Below are 16,863 nucleotides of genomic sequence, written 5' to 3'. Positions count from 1 at the left end.
GGAGGCCGAAGGCCGACGTGGCGCCCTGAGCGCGAAGCGCGAGGAAGTGCCCTTGGGGTGCAATCTCGCAGTACCCGGTCGGAATGTGGGAAAGCCATCGGCGAAATCGCAGCTGCCTTCCCGAGATTGCCACGTCGGCTGCGCCTCCTCGCAATGACAAACCCGGGAGCCTTGAGCCGCCGAATCGCTGCTGCGATGCCTGCAGCTGCATCATTCCCCTTCGGCGTGGGAGAGCACATAGTCCGCAAAGCGGCGCTCGGCGGCCGTGAGGGGGCAGTCGGCCGGCCAAGCCAGATAGATGCGGCGGAACACGCCGCTGCGGTCCAGATCGAATGACAGGAGCTTCCCTGCGGCCAGCTCCTCCTGCACGGCAAGCGCCGAAATGACCGCAACGCCCAGCCCGCGCTGCACGGCGGCCTTCACGTCCTCCGGCGTGTCGATCTCTGCCACGGGGTGCAGGCGGTCGGCAGGGATGCCGCTGCGGCGCAGGTAGTCCTCCAGCGACTGCCGCGTGCCGGAGGCCGGTTCGCGCCGGATGAGCGGCTGCTCCGTCAGAAGCGTCAGGCCGGAAACACCCTGCCGCCGGAGCGTGGGATAGGGCTCGCGGTTCGGCGCGATGAGCACGAGGCGGTCGTTTGCGATCGGGTGATAGACAAAGCGCCGCGGGTCCATGGCCGCGCCGACAAAGCCGAGGTGGACGCGCGAATCGAGCATCAGGCTGTGGATGCGCGCACTGTCCCCGCGCAGCAGGACATAGCGGCTGTCCGGGCAGCGCTGCAGGAAGCCCGTCAGCAGCTCCGGCAGCAGACCCTGCCCCGGCGCGGTGGAGGCTCCGAGCCGCAGCGGCGGCTGCTCAGCCGGACCGAGGGCCTGCAGGCGCTCGCAGCGGTTCAGGATCTCACGCGCCTGGGCATAGACGTTCTGCCCCTCCGGGGTCAGCGTGACGGGCCTGCGCGCGCCGCGCACAAGCAGCGGCACACCAAGCGTCTGCTCCAGCGCGCTGACATGGGCGCTGACGGTCGACTGCGTCAGATACAGCGCAGCGGCCGCCGCCGTAAAGCCGGAATGCTCCACGGTGGCCACAAAGGATTCCAGCTGCTTCAGGTTGATCTCGAGCATGATCCTGCCTCCCAAACGCGCGTGACAAACCGCGCCGGATATGATATACTAGGACAACACCACATTGCCCTGAATTTGAACAGAAAAGAGGGGTCCTGTTTTGCAGAGCATCTATCTCGACAACGCCGCGACGTCGTTCCCGAAGCCCGCCGGGGTCAGCGACAGCATGAAGCGCTACCTCGACTGTGTGGGCGCGACGATCAATCGCTCCGTCTACGGCCGCGCGCAGGAGGCCGGGCTGGAAACGCTGGCTCTGCGCGAGGTGCTCGCGCGGCTGTTTCATTTTCCGGAGCCTGCGACCCATGTCGTTCTGACGCCGGGCGCGACGTTCGGCCTGAATCTCGTCATCAAGGGGCTCCTGCGCCCCGGCGACCACTGCATCGTCAGCGGGATGGAGCACAACGCCGTCATGCGGCCGCTGCAGCAGCTCGGGGGCGTGGAATTTGACCGCATTCCCTGCGACAGCGAGGGCTTTCTGCAGCACGGCGCGCTCGAGGGCCTGTTCCGGCCCAACACGCGCCTTTTTGTGCTGGCGCATGCGTCCAACGTCTGCGGCAGTGTGCAGGATGCGGCCGCCGTCGGGGCGGCCTGCGCGCGGCACGGATGCTTTTTCCTGCTGGACGGCGCGCAGACGGCAGGGCACTATCCCATCGACTTTGCGGCGCTCCGCCTTTCGGCGCTGGCCGTGCCGGGGCACAAGGGCCTGCTCGGCCCGAGCGGCATCGGCGCGCTGCTGCTGACGGACGAGCTTGCCGCCAGTCTCACGCCGCTCGTGGCGGGCGGGACCGGCAGCGCCTCGGACAGTGAGCTGCTGCCGCCGTATCTGCCGGACCGGCTGGAATCCGGCACGCCGAATCTGCCTGGCATCTACGGTCTGCGCGCTGCGCTGGCCTTTGTGGAGCAGCAGGGCGTCGAGCGCCTTCGCCGCCATGAGCTGGCGCTGTGCGAGCGCTTTCTGGACGGCATCGCGCCGCTTTCTGGCGTCCGCCTGTGCGGCACACGGGAGCCCGGCCGCCGCGTGGGCGTCATCTCCGTGGACCTGCCGGGCCGGGACAACGCCGAGGCGGCGTTCCGGCTGGAGCAGGAGTTCGGCATCCTGACGCGCTGCGGCCTGCACTGCGCCCCTGCGGCGCACCGTTCCCTCGGGACGTTCCCGCAGGGGACCATCCGCTTCTCGCTCGGCTTTGCGAATACCGAGCAGGACGTCGACGCCGCCGTTGCGGCCCTGCGGGCGATCAGCGCAGGCTGATCCTCGGGCCGCCCTGATATGCTTCGACCACGCCGATGCGCTGCGCGCTCGGCACGGCCCCGCGCAGCTCGCGCAGCAGGGCATCGGCGTCCTCCGGCGCAGCGGCGATGAGCAGGCCGCCGGATGTCTGCGGATCATAGAGCATGTCCTGCACGGCAAGCTCCGTGCTGCCGGGATCGACGGCCGCCTCGGCATAGTGCCGGTTGCGGTACATTCCGGCGGGCAGGATGCCGTCGCGCGCAAGCTCCAGCGCTTCGGGGATCAGGTCGATCTCACCGGGGAAGAGCGTCAGGTGCGTGTCGCTGCCCTGCGCCATCTCAAAGGCATGGCCCAGCAGACCGAAGCCCGTCACATCCGTGCAGGCGTGCACGGCATAGCGCACCATGCAGTCGCGCGCGGCCTTGTTCAGCGTCGTCATCAGGCGGTGCGCCAGCGCCATGGCCTCCGGCGATGCCAGCCCGGCCTTTGCGGCCGTTGTGAGCACGCCGATGCCGAGGGGCTTCGTCAGCAGCAGCACGTCGCCGGGGCGGGCAGCGGAGTTGGTCAGCAGCTTTTTTGGATGCACGAAGCCCGTGACGGCCAGGCCGTATTTCGGTTCCGGATCGAGGATGCTGTGGCCGCCCGTGATGATGACGCCCGCCTCATAGGCCTTGTCATAGCCGCCGCGCAGCAGCTGGTGCACGGCTTCCTTCGGCATGGATTCCGGGATGCACAGCAGGTTCAGCGCCAGCTTCGGCTCGCCGCCCATGGCGTAGACGTCCGAAAGCGCGTTCGTCGCGGCGATCTGCCCGAAGAGATACGGATCGTCCGCGATCGGCGGGAAGAAGTCCACGGTCTGCACGAGCGCCAGCTCGTCCGTGACCTGATAGACGGAGGCGTCGTCGCTCTTGTCAAAGCCGACAAGCAGCCGGGGATCGCTGTGGACCTTCAGGCCGCCCAGAAGCTGCGCCAGTACGCCCGCACCGACCTTTGCGCCGCAGCCCGCGCACGAGGCGAGCTTCGTGAGCTGAATACTCTGTTCTGCCATGGTCAAAACCCTCACATTCGAAATATTTTTTTCAGAATAACGATAGCCGCAGCGCACCGTTTGGCAGCGCCGCACTCTGGAAAGGAGTTCTTATGAAAGAAAACAAAAAACTCATCAGCGAGATCCTTGCGGATGTCCGCCACGATATGACGGACGAGGAGATCCTGAACCTGCTGGCCTCGAGCCGCGTTTCTGTGAACCCGGAGAAGGAGTCCGGCAAGCTGACCTCGCTCGGTCAGCGCGCGGCGGACAGCATCGCAAAATTTGCCGGAAGCTGGGCATTCATTTTTTCGTTCACGGGCGTACTGCTGGCGTGGATGATCCTCAATGTCCTGCTGGCTGCAAAGGCATTCGACCCCTATCCGTTCATTCTGCTGAATCTGGTGCTGTCCTGCGTGGCTGCCATTCAGGCTCCGCTTATTATGATGAGCCAGAACCGGCAGGAGGAAAAGGACCGCGCGCGTGCGGAGAATGACTATAAGGTCAATCTGAAGACGGAGATTATGATCGAAGCACTGCACGATAAGCTCAACCGCATCCTTGCCCGCGAGGAGCTCCTGCTGCAGGTGCAGAAGGAGGAGCATGCACCGCATTACGAGAAGCCGGAGCCTAAAGAGAATTAACGGGTCAGCTCCCGCAGGACGTCCAGCACCAGCGTGGCCGAAACGGCTGAGGCGCGGGCGCAGTTTTCCTCAAACGTCCCGATGCCGCTGTGGTCCGCCGTGTCCGTCACGGAGCGGATGGCTGCAAAGGGAACGCGGTTTACATAACACACATGCGCCATGGCGGCTGTCTCCATGTCGACCGTCAGCGGGGCAAAGCGCGCATTGATCTCTGCGCGGCCCTCGTCCGTGATGAAGGCTTCGCCCGTCACCGTCCTGCCGAAGTGGACGCGGCCGGGGGCCCTTTCTGCGGCACGCCTGCAGGCTGCGAGCAGATCGGGATCGGAGGCAAACCACACGGACGGCAGATGGGGGTGCGACTCCGTCAGGATCGCCTCTGCCACGTCATGATAGGCGCATTCCGTCGTTACGGCCGTTTCGAACAGGCCGAGCGCGGGGGACATGCCGCCCGCCGTCCCGGCGTTGAGAACGAAATCCGGCGAGACGGTGTCGAGCACGGTCTGCACGGCCAGTGCCGCGTTGACCTTGCACATGCCGGTCGCGGCGAGCACCATCTGCAGGTCGCCGATCCGGCCGATGTGCAGCGTGAGCATGGCGCGCGAAAGGCGCTGCTCCTCCGCCAGATGGGGCAGGAAGGGCGCAAGCTCCTCTTCCGCCGCGCAGAGGATCGCACCGCAGCGCGGGTCGTGTTGCATGTTCTGCATCTCCCTTTTTCCGTTTTCTCCATTCTATCGTATTTTTCAATGAAAAACAAGTCATAAAATCGGGAGCCGTCCGAGATGGAACGGCTCCCGATTTGGTTATCTGCTGTAGGGGAGCGGACAGCCGGGCCCGGCACTGCCGATATGAACAGGTTTCCGCTGCATGGTATGCGCCAATTGCGTCTGCAGCGGCGCTCATCGAGCGCCCTGTACAGGGGCATTCAACGGAAGGAGAGCACTGGTGCACCACAGCAGGGGAGCACGGCGGTGAGAACGGTATGCTTCTGCTTCCATTATGACGGATCGCGCAAAAATGTCAACAAAATTTTCAAAAATTCCTCTGCAGAGCGGGTGGAAAAATTCGTCAGAAAACCCGCCGCCAACTTCATCGGACGAAACAAATCGCCGGAATTTTACGTCACATTCCGTATCGTAACGAGATGTGCCGGCGTGAATAAAATCATGCAGCCAGAAATGAGATAATCAGGAATGTGGTCTATCATGAGTCAGAATAAAGTGAGTTAACTTGAAATTATGCTAAAAGAACTGCCTGTTGACAAATGAGAATGTCTCGTGTATGATCAAATCAGGATTCGGCATCGCCGAACAGAGACATGATACAGGAGGAGAAACCATTGAAAGCGGGAAAGAAACTGTTAGCGCTGCTGCTGACGGTCTGCATGCTGCTGTGCATGCTGCCGACGGTGGCGTTTGCTTCCGGCAGCGATTATCTGAAGATCGCCATGCTGGACAGCGGCCGAAAGTATTTTTCGGCAGATTGGGTCAAGGCCTTCCTCTATGAGGCAAAGGCGGACGGCTATACACACGTCATGCTCGCGGTGGGCAATGACGGTATGCGCTTCCTGCTGGACGACATGTCGCTCACCGTGGGCGGCAAGACGTATTCCAGCAACGCGGTCGCCTCGGCTATCCGCGCGGGCAACAACGCCTACACGACGGCATCTTCGGGCGAGTGGACGGAAAGTGAGATGGACGAGTTCTTTGCCACGGCCAAGAAAGCCGGCATCGAGATCATTCCGCTGCTGAACAGCCCGGGCCACATGGACGCGGTGCTGTATGCCGCGTCCTCTCTGACGGGGACGAACTGCAGCTACAACGGCTCGAGCCGCACCATCGACGTGACGAACGACACGGCCGTCCGGTTTTCGCAGGCCTTCCTGCAGAAGTATGTCGATTACTTTGCGGGCAAGGGCTGCCGCTATTTCAACTTCGGCGCGGATGAATACGCCAACGACCGCTACACGAGCGGCTCCATGGGCTTCGGCAGCCTGCAGAACAGCGGCAAGTATGGCTACTTCATCAAATATGTCAACGAGCTTGCCGCCATGGTCAAGCAGGCGGGCATGACGCCCATCGCCTTTAATGACGGCATCGAGTTTGCCAACAAGATGAGCGCCTCGGTCGGCTCGACGACCTACACGTTCGACCGCGACATCGTCGTGTGCTACTGGTCCGGCGGCTGGAGCGGCTATACGCCCCGCACGGCGGCCAACCTTGCCTCGGATGGCTTCCGTATCATCAATACGACGGGCGACTTCTACTATGTCCTTGGCAAGAGCGATAACTTCGACAATGGTTATACCTATGCCTCCAACTGGAGCAATTATAAGGTGTGCGGCACGAGCCTGAGTGCCTCCTCCGTGATCGGCGGCATGTTCTGCATGTGGAGCGACTATCCCGGCGCAGAGACGCAGACGCAGGAAGCCAAGAAGATCCGCCTGCCGCTGCGCGCCATGGGCCTCGCCATGGACGGCGCCTACACAAGCGGCATGGACACGTCCGTTGTGCCCGGCGGCTTCAACGCCGACGGCTCCATCAACACCGATCCTCCCGCGCAGAGCCACGACTACCGTCAGACTGCCTCGACGGCTGCGACCTGCACGGAGGCGGGCAGCGTGACCTATACCTGCGCTGACTGCGGCGACAGCTACACCGAGACCGTCCCCGCCCTCGGCCACAACTATGCCGCGGCGGACGACGCGGGCGACACGATCTACACCTGCACGCGCTGCGGCGAGCAGCATTCCGAGCTTCTGCCGCGCGAATATGTCTCCGTCAAGACCGGCAAGACGACCGAGGCCTACACGCTCGAGGGCGAGCAGAGCTTTACCCACACGGGCGACGCCGCCATCGCGCGCGGCGAGCTGACCGTGGTGCAGGGCACGGGCACGAAGGTGTCCTATTCCGCCAGCGCCTCGGCCTCCGTCCCCGGCTATACGGACGGCGGCTACAACTGCGTCGCCTCCAATCTCATCGACGGCGACACCTCCACCTACTACTGGTCCACCAGCTGCCAGACGTCCGGCATGTATGCCCGTGTCGACCTTGGCGCGGAGGTCCGCTTTGACGCCGTGCAGATCAGTGCTCCGGCGCACGGCGACTACTGCACGAACGCCAATGTCCAGCTTTCGTCCGACGGCCGCACCTGGACGACGATCGGCACGTTCACGAGCAGCCGCAGCACGGCTGTGACAAAGACCTACGCCGTCCCGTCCTCCGTCGAGAGCTTCCGCTACATCCAGGTCGCCCTTACGACGGCGCGCAATTACTGGTGGCAGCTGTCCGAGATCGCCTGGGGCAGCTATGACGGCGCGACGTTCACCCGCGCCGCCGCTTCCGGCACGGTCCAGACCGGTACGGCCCCCATGACGGAGGTCCGCTTCACCGGCGTGGCCGCCGGTACGACGTACTATGTCATCGGCGGCACCCGCTATGTCATCGAGGTCGAGGCCGACCATGTCCACAGCTATCAGGAGGTCAGCCGGACCGCTCCGACCTGCACCGAGGACGGCGTGACGACCTACCGCTGCGAGACCTGCGGCGACACCTATACCGAGACGACCCCGGCCACCGGCCACGGCTACACGGCCGTTGTGACGGCTCCGACGTGCACGGAGAAGGGCTATACGACCTACACCTGCACCGCCTGCGGCGACCATTACACGGCGAACGAAGTGGCTGCGCTCGGCCATGATTATGCGGAGACCACCGTTCCTGCGACCTGTACGGAAAACGGCTTCGTGACGCACACCTGCACGCGCTGCGGCAACAGCTACACCGAGACCCTCCCGGCCACGGGCCATACCTACACCGTTTCCGGCAGCGAGGCAACCTGCACCGAGGGCGGCAAGACCGTCCATACCTGCACCGTCTGCGGCGACACCTATACCGAAACGACGCCTGCGCTCGGCCATGATTACACGGCCGTTGTGACGTCCCCGACCTGCACGGAGAAGGGCTACACGACCTATACCTGCAAGCGCTGCGGAGAGCATTACACGGCAGACGAGGTGGCCGCGCTCGGCCATGACTACAAGGCTGTCGTGACGTCCCCGACCTGCACGGAGAAGGGCTACACGACCTATACCTGCAAGCGCTGCGGCGACCATTATACGGCAGACGAGGTGGCCGCGCTCGGCCATGATTACAAGGCCGTCGTGACGGCTCCGACCTGCACGGAGAAGGGCTACACGACCTATACCTGCAAGCGCTGCGGCGACCATTACACGGCGGACGAGGTGGCCGCGCTCGGACATGACTACGAAGCCGTCGTGACGGCTCCGACCTGTACCGAAGACGGCTACACGACCTATACCTGCAGGAACTGCGGCGACCGCCGCACGGGCCATGTCGTCAGCGCGCTGGGCCACTCCTATGAGTGCACCGAGGACGGCAATGACCGCATCTACACCTGCACGCGCTGCGGCGATACCTACACCGAGGCCATCCTGCCGACGGTCGAGGTCAAGCTCCAGCCGGGCGAGACCTACACCTTCCACACCGAGGACGCCGCTGTGACGGAGTCCGCCGATCCCGCCGTCGCTGCGACGACGATCGAGGCGCTCTCCGGCGGCTATCAGCAGGTGACGGAGCTTGCCGAGGGGACGTTCCTCCTCGTGAGCGGTGACCGGATGCTGACGGCGACGGCCTCAACGTATTACAGCTCCTGGGATGGCGCGGGCACTGTGAGCGGCCTGACCTGCGCGGCCTACAGCACGACGGGCGACCTGTCGAACGCCCTGTGGACCGTCACGGCGGTCTCCGGCGGCTACACCGTGCAGAGCGCGGACGGCCGTTACCTGAACCTCACGGAGAGCACCCGCTCTGCAAGCGTGATGCTGACCACTGCGCCGCAGGTCCTCACGATCACGGATCTCGGCAGCGCCTTCTCCATCCGCTTCAGCGATACCTATCTCGACCGCTACAGCACAACGTTTGCGGGCGCTTATCCCGGCAATGCGAACGCGAACGAGCGGTGGCAGCTCTATCGCGCGGTCCCTGCGGGCTATGACGTGACGATCACCGGCGTGGCCGAGGGCGCGACCCGCACCGTCATCGGCGGCGTGCGCTATGCCGTCACGGTCCACGCCCATGCCTACACGGCCACCGTCACCACGGCAGCGACGTGCACGACGCCCGGCGTCCGCACTTATGCCTGCGCCTGCGGCGAAAGCTACACCGAGGAGATCCCGGCAACGGGCCACAGCTATGTCCGCACGGAGGAAAACGGCAATTACGTCTACACCTGCTCCGCCTGCGGCGACAGCTACTCCGAGCCGGTGAAGACCGCGACCTATGACTCCGTGAGCATGCTCACGTCCGGCGGCCGCTACGTCCTCACGGTCTACGCCAACGGCGGCTACTATGCCATGACGCACGACGGCACGACGATTGGTGCGCAGGCCGTCACCATCGAAAACGGCCGGATCACCTCCGACGTGACCGAGAGCATGCTCTGGGATTACTCCAACGGCTGTTTCAGCTTCCAGAGCGGCACGACGACGTATTACCTCTATAAGTCCGGCAATTCCTCTCTGCGCATCAGCACGTCCGGCACGAGCGTCTCGTACTGGTATAACCGTCTCGGCTTCGGCAATGCCTACCTGCGCTACTCTAACGGCTCGTTCTATCTGACCCGCTGGAACTATTCCTACTGCTACCTGTTCCAGGAAATGAACGGAATCTGACGGGAAAAATGCGACCGGGGCCGGCTCAAAAGAGTCGGTCCCGGTTTTGCGATTTTATGAATGTCTTGTGGAAGATTTTGCTAAAATCGGTATTTAGCTTCTAGATAAAGTCCGGATGCAATCCTACGCTGGGGAAAGAGTGAAATCAGTCAAGCATTTGTGGTGTGTTTTCCCTTGCGATTAGCGCGTGGGATGTATTCTCTGAGACTTGAACATGATATGCTTTACCACGGCGCTCCATTTTTATAGGCTTTTGGTGTTCATACTGGTTACCATGTATGTCATAATATCGCATAATATAGGAATATTCTCCAAGAAGTTTCTCATCATCGTAAAACAGCAACCCTGCATACATTTCTTCTTTAACAGGTATCGAAATTGGGATGGAGGTTACAGTGATATTCTTGTTACCAATCGCTTGAATGGTAATTGTTGTATTAATTGCGCAGCCATTTCCAACATTTACAGCCTTAATAGGTATGTATATTATATTGTTTTTCCATATTTCGGTTCCATCGTTACCACGAATTGTTATACCCATTTTGCGTGCATCTTCTTGTTCTTCTGAGAGCTTTCTGGTGTATTTTATTGTCCCATTTTCAAAAACGAAAAAGCACTCATTGAATATGAATTCTCTGTAAGTCAGATCGTCCCTTGTCCGATTTTCCTGTCCTTCTTCAAGCTTGCCATCATCACTAAATAGGGCTGAAAGAAAGGGATCTATCCGATTGTTGCCGAGAATATTGATCGCGAAGTATGGCAGTACATCTCTTCGTTTGTCCTCGCGATATTGTTTGTGTGAGTACCTTAGAGAAGCAAATACACCGATTGCGGCACCAAGGGAAGCGATAATTGCGCCATAATAAGAAAGCACATCGGCAGCAGTCCACAAAGTTACATACCCGCTGTTGGCCTTATAGGACTCATTGATAATGATGGGAACGCCAACGACAAAGACGATTATTGCGCACAATCCGATTATGAACCACTTTATATATGATTTTTTCATGGCCCTGTTCACTCCTGCATAAATGGGTTTTCTATTGATTGCTTCATAGGAGCTGTTCTAAAGCCTTACACAGTTCGGCCTTTTGTGCAACAGACTGCTCATCCAGAGCGCCAGCTGTGTCTTTCTACAAAATTAATCTGCGTTACGAGTAATAATGCGTTCCGCTGCCTGACTGACGAGTCGAATATGCGCAACAGCCTACGCAGTTTTCCCGCCGTAATTTAAAGGACAGTTTTTAGCTTCTACTTCGAGCATTGGGTCTATATGCGGCAGGCGTGTTAGGAAGGAAACGCCTTCACACAAAGTGATCTCGTGCAATCATGGCCAGCCGCTCCCGCAGGTCGGGGCTGAAGCCTGCGAGGTCCTCGAGCGTGATGGTCTTGTCATCCAGCAGATAGAGCAGGTTATAGTACATTTCGGAGCGGCTGACATTGGCCACGACACCGACGCGCTTCTTGTCCTTGCGAAGCCTCTTCTCCAGCTCCCAGAACTTGTCGGATGCCTTGCCGGGCCCGGCCAGCAGGGCCGCGTAGGATTCGGCCAGCTGCTCCATGCAGCGCTCCTGCCACTCCGGCAGCCTTTTGCGGAACAGCTTCCAGTCGGATTTGTTTACGGGCAGCATGGGGGACCTCTTGTGTAGAATAATTTGACGTTTGCAGGGATGACAGAATGTCTGATGCGGCTTTACTCCTTCTTCGGCAGAACGCAAATCGGGGTTCAGCTTGCCCAGAATGGAGTGGAGCTTCTTTATCCGAGAGGGCGGAATCCACCTCGTAGGTGGCGTACACCCGGAACGCAAAGGGGACCGCCGTGCTGCGGTTCAGCTCCGCGAGCCGCTGCTTTACATCCGTGGCATAGCCGAGCTTCCCATATTGCGGGAAGGAGGGATTCGTGAGAATGTAAATGTATCCGGTCGTGGTCGTCCGGGTCCTTTCGTGAGGGTGGAAAGATTGTGCTGTTTTGGGCCTCATAATAGGCCTCCCTGGCATCGGAGATCAGCTTCTCAATACTGACGTATTTAACGGCTTGCTTCTTCTCTCAGCGCAATTTGTGCGGATCGCAACTAACGATATGCTTGTGAACACAAACGGCACGGTCTTTGTCTCAGTGCACCGCGTGCAGATCGCAACGGGTACCACACCGGGGAGTGGCTGTACGTCGTGCTTTGTCTCAGCGCACCGCTTGCAGATCGCAACGGCAAATGTGCATAAAGCACCGCGTGCGGATTTGTGGAATGCGCTGTAAGTCGGTAGATAGCTTTTCGCAGCACGAAGATCTGCTGCGCGCTGACTATTTTCCCGAGCTCTTCTGCTACCAAAGCAGCCTCCGCTGCCATTAACGGTAGCCCCGGACGGACAATCGACCGGTTTTCTCCGGTGCGAACGGCACCGGCATTTTATGTCTTCCTGGCCTTCGCGTCAGGCAATGCTTCTGCGGATGCCCATACTGGAGGGTGTTTTGGGGAGAGCGTGCAGGCGCTCGATTTCCCGATGATGGTACTGCACAAAGGCGGGATAGTCCCGCGCAAGGGAATCGAGATCAAGAGCTTTTGACATAGAGTCATAATGCTGCAGCAGGAAGGCGGAATAGAGATCACGTTGGAGATGCTCACCGTCCTGCATTTCGTTCCAACGCCGGGAAAGAGACTTTTTAACATATTTACCAGTCAAATGATTATATTGGCTTGCTTTGATATCTGCCGGGTTGATCTCTACAACGTCCGACAGCCCGAGAGACTTGCATTTTTGCCGCAATATTTCGATCAGCATGGCGGGTGCCTTGTTGGCAATGGACTTTCCAAACCGCTTTTTGCTTTGGGGCTTTCCGGTCTTTTCAGATATCACGGTCTTCTTTGCCCGGTGCGTCAGGGAAGACCATTCCATTTTTTCCACATAGAAATGATCACCCAAGGACAGCAAATGGTTCGCCAGTTGAATGTGCTGGAGCTTTCGTATTTCAGCCTGACGGTGCTGCAGATATTTCAGTTCCTGTTGGCTCCTCCGATATCGCTTGGACTTATTATGTGTTAACTTGACACCGCGCCGGATCGTGCCGTCCTCGGCATAGTTATCCGGGTTGGTTGCCCTTCTGCTCCGGTCCATTTTTCGCTGCAGGCAGCGCTTTTCCTGCTCGATGTTCTGTACCCGATCTGCCAGTTCGACGAGTCCGGCCGCCCCGGCGGCGGAATACGCCAGTGTTTGCGGCCCGATGTCCAGCCCGACGGGGCCGCTGCCGATAGGGCGAACCGCTTTTCCGGTAACGGGATCGGCCTTGATCGCAGGCTTCCCCTCCAGAACGAGCTGGGCATACCAGCGGTCTCTGCGCTTTCCGGGCCGGCGGACCAATCGGACAAGCTTTACTCTGCGCTGCAGCATATCGGTCTCGTAAGCATTGTCCGGCGATACCTTCAGCGGCAGCTTCAGGCCCTTCCACTCGATGTAGGGCCCGCGGAACATGATCTCCGTGCCGCCGCTTTTTCCCGTTCTGGAGTAGCCCTGCACAGAATTTACCTCACCGGGCTTTTTGTAATGTACCTTCTTGCCGCCCTTTTTGAACAGGAGCTTATCAAAGGCCGCCCAGACCTGCGGCGCGATCCCATGAACGGCGACACTGGAGCCGATGTTATCACGGAAGTGCTTGTAATATTTTCCCATATCTGTAGTGAAGGAATAATCCGTAAACCCGGCCGTTTTCAAACTTTTCCGCTGCTCTTTGTATAACTCCTGCAGTTTGGCCCGATCCGCAGGGTTATTCCTGTCCAATGCCCGTATTTTCTGCTCGTTCTCCAGATATTCGGCAGTCCGCTTTATCTGCGCAAGCCGTTTCAGCTCTGCATGGACCAGCGTGTTATAGAGCTGCCGCGCGATCTCAAAGCGCTTGGCAAGACGGTCCTCCTGCCACTTTTCCAGTTTTAACGGTAAAGTCAGGCAGCAGGTATCTGTGCTGCTCTTTTTCACAGGACTCCCTCCTTGCCGGCTGCAGCAAAATGCGATCCGGATCGTTTAGAACTATTTTATCATTAGGTGTGAAAAAATACAAGCTGTGTGACAGCGGTTTCCTGTCCAAATTCCTTTCAAAACTGCAAGGATAGAATTGTTTGCGGAGCGCTGCAGCGCCCCGCAATGTCTTTTTATCAGTCCATAATTCCATACCGCTTCATCAGCTCGATCCGCTCTTTTCCCAGCTTGATGGAGCCGGATGCGCTGCTGTCTGCGCCGGACTGCTTTTCACTGGCGTAGTGCGCGAGGCGCTGCACCCATGCGACCGGCAGCAGGTACGGGCGCTTTTTGAGGTACGGATAGCGACGCTCCAGATACTCGCGCTTGGGGAACACCGTCCGCAGGACGCTGCTCTTCTCCCCCGTCCGGCTAGCCTTCACGGCGTTCAGCGTGACGGTGGAGGAATGGAGGCGCGTTAGGTCGTTGGAGCCGTACACGCCGCCGCAGAGGCTGTCGTGCAGCAGCGGCTCCGCGTCAACCGCGTCGCTCCACGGCGCGGGCAGGTCAAATTCGATGCCGAGATAGTCTCTGGCAATACGGAACGCCGCCGCAGCAAAGGTCGCCGCGTGGACGCTCTCACACTGCTCGTGCAGGCGCTGCCAGTCGATTTCGGCGTGATACTCCCGCGCCCAAAGGCCGATGTCGCAAAACTGCCGCGCCCCGATGCCGCTGCGGACGAAGTGCTTGTAGGCGTGCAGGATCAAATACAGCAGATGCTCGTGGGGCGGCATGGCGAGAAAGCCGTCCATCTCGACGGGATTGATGTCGGTGAAGAAATGGTTCAGCTCGTCATGCGCATCCTCGGCAGAATCAAATAAATGTCGGTGCAGCTCGATGTAGAGCGGGCTGCCGTTTTTTGTGTAGGACACCTCGTCCGCTGTGGCCAACTCGTCGGTCGGCGTGTCGGTGGTCAAACCGTTCGCAAGAAGCTGCTCATGGCAGGCCATAAACTCCGCGTCGGAAATGTAGAGGTCGTCGTCCGCGCTGATGCGGTGATCCTTCAGCGGATATAGGTGGCTGCAAAGCTGGCCTTTGACCACAATGGGATGAAGCCCCGCCGAACGCAGTTTGCGATAGAGGTCGGCAAATTCCGCCGAGCGCACGGTCTGATTCAGCACCTGCCCGATGACTTGCTGCTTGGTCACAGCGAACAGCGCAGCGTTTTCCCCGGCAGCAGGCATCTTGCGGACGGCCTCGAAGAGGATCGGCAGCAGCTTCTGCTGCCCCGCCAGCGCGAAAACGGCAGGCCAGTCCACCTTTTCGATGGGCAGGTCACTGCCGGAGATAGCAGCTCTGGCGATATGCAGGAATTGTGTTTCGGTGGTGGTCAGGGTCATGTTCGTGTGCCGAACCCTTTCTCTGGATTTTTCGATGGCGTGGGCGATGAGCAGCGAGGTGGAACCGATGAACGCGCCCAGCGTGTTGCAGATCACGTCGTCCGTCTCCGCAAGCCCCAGCGCGCAGCGGTACTGTGTGTACTCGATCCCCGCGCTGAGAATGCAGCCGACAAACGTCGTGAGGATGATTCTGCCCCAGCGGTGCCACTTTCGCGGCAGGGCATTGGAGAGCGTTAAGCCAAGAGGGAAGAAGAGAAATATGTTCATCAGCATCTCGCGGTAGAGCTCCGGCTGCTGCCGGGCAGCGGAAAGCGCAGCGAAGGGCGTGAGGATGAGTTCGTAGTTGCCGGGTGTGCAATTCAGAATATTCACTTCGCTGAACAGCGATTATTGGGGGCGTGAACGGTGTTCATCTTTCAATGAACATCACCACGGAACGCATTGATTTTTCACGGCTTCGCAAAATGAAAAGTGCCAGCTTATGAACAATCCCTTGTCGGGAGAAAATTAAATCGCTGGAAACGGGAATGCCCGCGGCACTGTGCATCTGGCACAGCGCCGCGGGCTTTTTTATCACAGGAGGTCATTCAGAAGATTCATGCACTTAGCGTTATGAATCATTCAGTGCCGAGCACTTGCTTTCTTCATGAACTCCAGATAAAGACTGTACAGCACGGCGCAGACGGGAACGCTGAACAGCATCCCTAAGATGCCGAATGCTTCGCCGCCGATCGTAACAGTCATCAGCACAAGCAGTCCGGGAAGCCCAACGGACTTGCCGACCACCTTGGGATAAATCAGATTACCCTCCACCTGCTGCAAAATGAGCAGAAAGAGAATGAACCACAGAGCCTTGCCGGGTTCTGCCAGCAGGATCAAAAACGCGCCAAGGCCGCCGCCGATCCACGCGCCAAAAATCGGCACCAGCGCAGTAACGGCCACAAACGCGGAGACCGCACCGGCATAGGGAATCCCAAGAATCAGCATTCCAAAGAAGCACAGAACGCCGATGATGACCGCTTCGGTAAGCTGCCCGCTGACAAAATTTGTGAAGGTCTGGTTGGCCAGAGAGGCAATACTCAGAAGCCGCTGTGCCTTCTTTTGCGGAAGGACTGTTACAATGAGCTTTTTCAAATGCTCCGAGATAATTTCCTTCTTTGCAAGCAGATACAACGCAAAGACAAGTCCCAAGAGAACATCCACCAAAACGGATAGGACAGAGGTTGCCGCGTCCCACGTTACGGTGAGGATACCGCTTCCCTCGTCACTGAGCAAGGCGGTGACCTTCTCAATCAACAGGTCGGGGTCTATGGCGTATTCAGGCAGTACAATGTTATATTTTGCGGCAAACCGGACAACGCCTGCCCACCACTGCCCGATTTCCTCCACATAGGCCGGAATGCTTTGAATAAACTCGTCGCCGGACTCCCGCAGGCTGGGGATCATCATAAACACCACGGCAAACAGAATCCCAAGGACGAGTACGGTGCTTGCGGTCAGGCACACGGGACGGGTCAGCTTTGCAGGAGCTTTGCGGCATACCTTGTTCCAGCAGCATTCCAACGGCCGAAGGACTACGTTGATCAAAAAAGCAATCGCGCCGCCGATCAGAAACGGAGTGAACAGCGCAAGCACCTTGCCAAGAAAACGCAAAACAGCGTCAAGGTTTACCAGTGCCCACGCAAATACAATCAGCAGCACCAATGCGCGGATGATGTAACGAATAATCGCCTTGTCCGGCCATTTGCGTTCCTGCGGCGCGGAATCCTCGTTTTTGTTACTGGCTGTGTTTTGCGGTTTCTTCGCCATGT

12 protein-coding genes and 1 pseudogene are annotated in these 16,863 nt (G+C 59.3%); 4 read left to right on the top strand and 9 right to left on the bottom strand.

All coding sequences use genetic code 11. The annotated features are described in order from the left end of the window. Positions 1 to 210: 210 nt before the first annotated feature. Complete coding sequence (locus WMO66_RS06675) at positions 211 to 1,119, bottom strand: LysR substrate-binding domain-containing protein (RefSeq protein WP_349135623.1); 909 nt, start codon at positions 1,117 to 1,119, stop codon at positions 211 to 213. 100 nt (positions 1,120 to 1,219) lie between these two features. Between WMO66_RS06675 and WMO66_RS06670 the strand changes: the two genes are divergently transcribed. Then, positions 1,220 to 2,368: an aminotransferase class V-fold PLP-dependent enzyme gene (locus WMO66_RS06670; RefSeq protein ID WP_349135622.1), complete on the top strand. Its 1,149-nt coding sequence runs from the start codon at positions 1,220 to 1,222 to the stop codon at positions 2,366 to 2,368. On the opposite strand, the gene selD is transcribed toward WMO66_RS06670, so the two are convergent. Next, positions 2,355 to 3,395, bottom strand: coding sequence for a selenide, water dikinase SelD (gene selD, locus WMO66_RS06665; protein ID WP_349135621.1), 1,041 nt, complete (start codon positions 3,393 to 3,395; stop codon positions 2,355 to 2,357). The genes WMO66_RS06670 and selD overlap by 14 nt on opposite strands. A gap of 92 nt (positions 3,396 to 3,487) precedes the next feature. Here selD and WMO66_RS06660 point away from each other — a divergent pair, with 92 nt between their 5' ends. Then, positions 3,488 to 4,018, top strand: a complete 531-nt coding sequence (locus tag WMO66_RS06660; RefSeq protein ID WP_349135619.1) for a DUF1003 domain-containing protein — start codon at positions 3,488 to 3,490, stop codon at positions 4,016 to 4,018. Here the strand turns inward: WMO66_RS06660 and mtnN are convergent. Then, complete coding sequence (gene mtnN, locus WMO66_RS06655) at positions 4,015 to 4,713, bottom strand: 5'-methylthioadenosine/S-adenosylhomocysteine nucleosidase (RefSeq protein WP_349135617.1); 699 nt, start codon at positions 4,711 to 4,713, stop codon at positions 4,015 to 4,017. The genes WMO66_RS06660 and mtnN overlap by 4 nt on opposite strands. Positions 4,714 to 4,797: 84 nt before the next feature. Here mtnN and WMO66_RS06650 point away from each other — a divergent pair, with 84 nt between their 5' ends. Together WMO66_RS06650 and WMO66_RS06645 are read left to right on the top strand one after the other, a co-directional pair. Further along, a complete protein-coding gene (locus WMO66_RS06650) occupies positions 4,798 to 5,202 on the top strand; it encodes a hypothetical protein (RefSeq protein WP_349135616.1) in 405 nt (134 codons plus the stop codon). A 152-nt stretch (positions 5,203 to 5,354) separates the two neighbouring features. Beyond that, positions 5,355 to 9,707, top strand: coding sequence for a family 20 glycosylhydrolase (locus tag WMO66_RS06645; RefSeq protein WP_349135615.1), 4,353 nt, complete (start codon positions 5,355 to 5,357; stop codon positions 9,705 to 9,707). A gap of 145 nt (positions 9,708 to 9,852) precedes the next feature. Here WMO66_RS06645 and WMO66_RS06640 read toward each other — a convergent pair whose 3' ends face one another. From WMO66_RS06640 to WMO66_RS06615, 6 genes and pseudogenes are all read right to left on the bottom strand, one after another. Continuing rightward, the gene (locus tag WMO66_RS06640; RefSeq protein WP_349135614.1) at positions 9,853 to 10,716 is read right to left on the bottom strand and encodes a hypothetical protein; all 864 of its coding nucleotides are present in this window, start codon (positions 10,714 to 10,716) and stop codon (positions 9,853 to 9,855) included. A 295-nt stretch (positions 10,717 to 11,011) separates the two neighbouring features. After that, entirely contained in the window at positions 11,012 to 11,338 is a 327-nt protein-coding gene (locus WMO66_RS06635) for a multidrug transporter (RefSeq protein ID WP_349135613.1), read from the bottom strand. Positions 11,339 to 11,540: 202 nt separating this feature from the next. After that, a pseudogene (locus WMO66_RS06630) lies at positions 11,541 to 11,687 on the bottom strand (GIY-YIG nuclease family protein); the annotation flags it as partial. A gap of 447 nt (positions 11,688 to 12,134) precedes the next feature. After that, the gene (locus tag WMO66_RS06625; protein WP_349135612.1) at positions 12,135 to 13,673 is read right to left on the bottom strand and encodes a transposase; all 1,539 of its coding nucleotides are present in this window, start codon (positions 13,671 to 13,673) and stop codon (positions 12,135 to 12,137) included. A gap of 176 nt (positions 13,674 to 13,849) precedes the next feature. After that, entirely contained in the window at positions 13,850 to 15,424 is a 1,575-nt protein-coding gene (locus WMO66_RS06620) for a nucleotidyltransferase family protein (RefSeq protein ID WP_349135611.1), read from the bottom strand. Positions 15,425 to 15,673: 249 nt separating this feature from the next. Next, entirely contained in the window at positions 15,674 to 16,861 is a 1,188-nt protein-coding gene (locus WMO66_RS06615) for an AI-2E family transporter (protein WP_349135610.1), read from the bottom strand. Positions 16,862 to 16,863: the final 2 nt, after the last annotated feature.

It is taken from the genome of Faecousia intestinalis (assembly GCF_040096185.1).
Taxonomy (GTDB): domain Bacteria; phylum Bacillota; class Clostridia; order Oscillospirales; family Oscillospiraceae; genus JAZOXB01.
The sequence above is the reverse complement of the archived record's forward strand: the minus strand, read 5'-3'. Positions and strand labels throughout refer to the sequence as shown.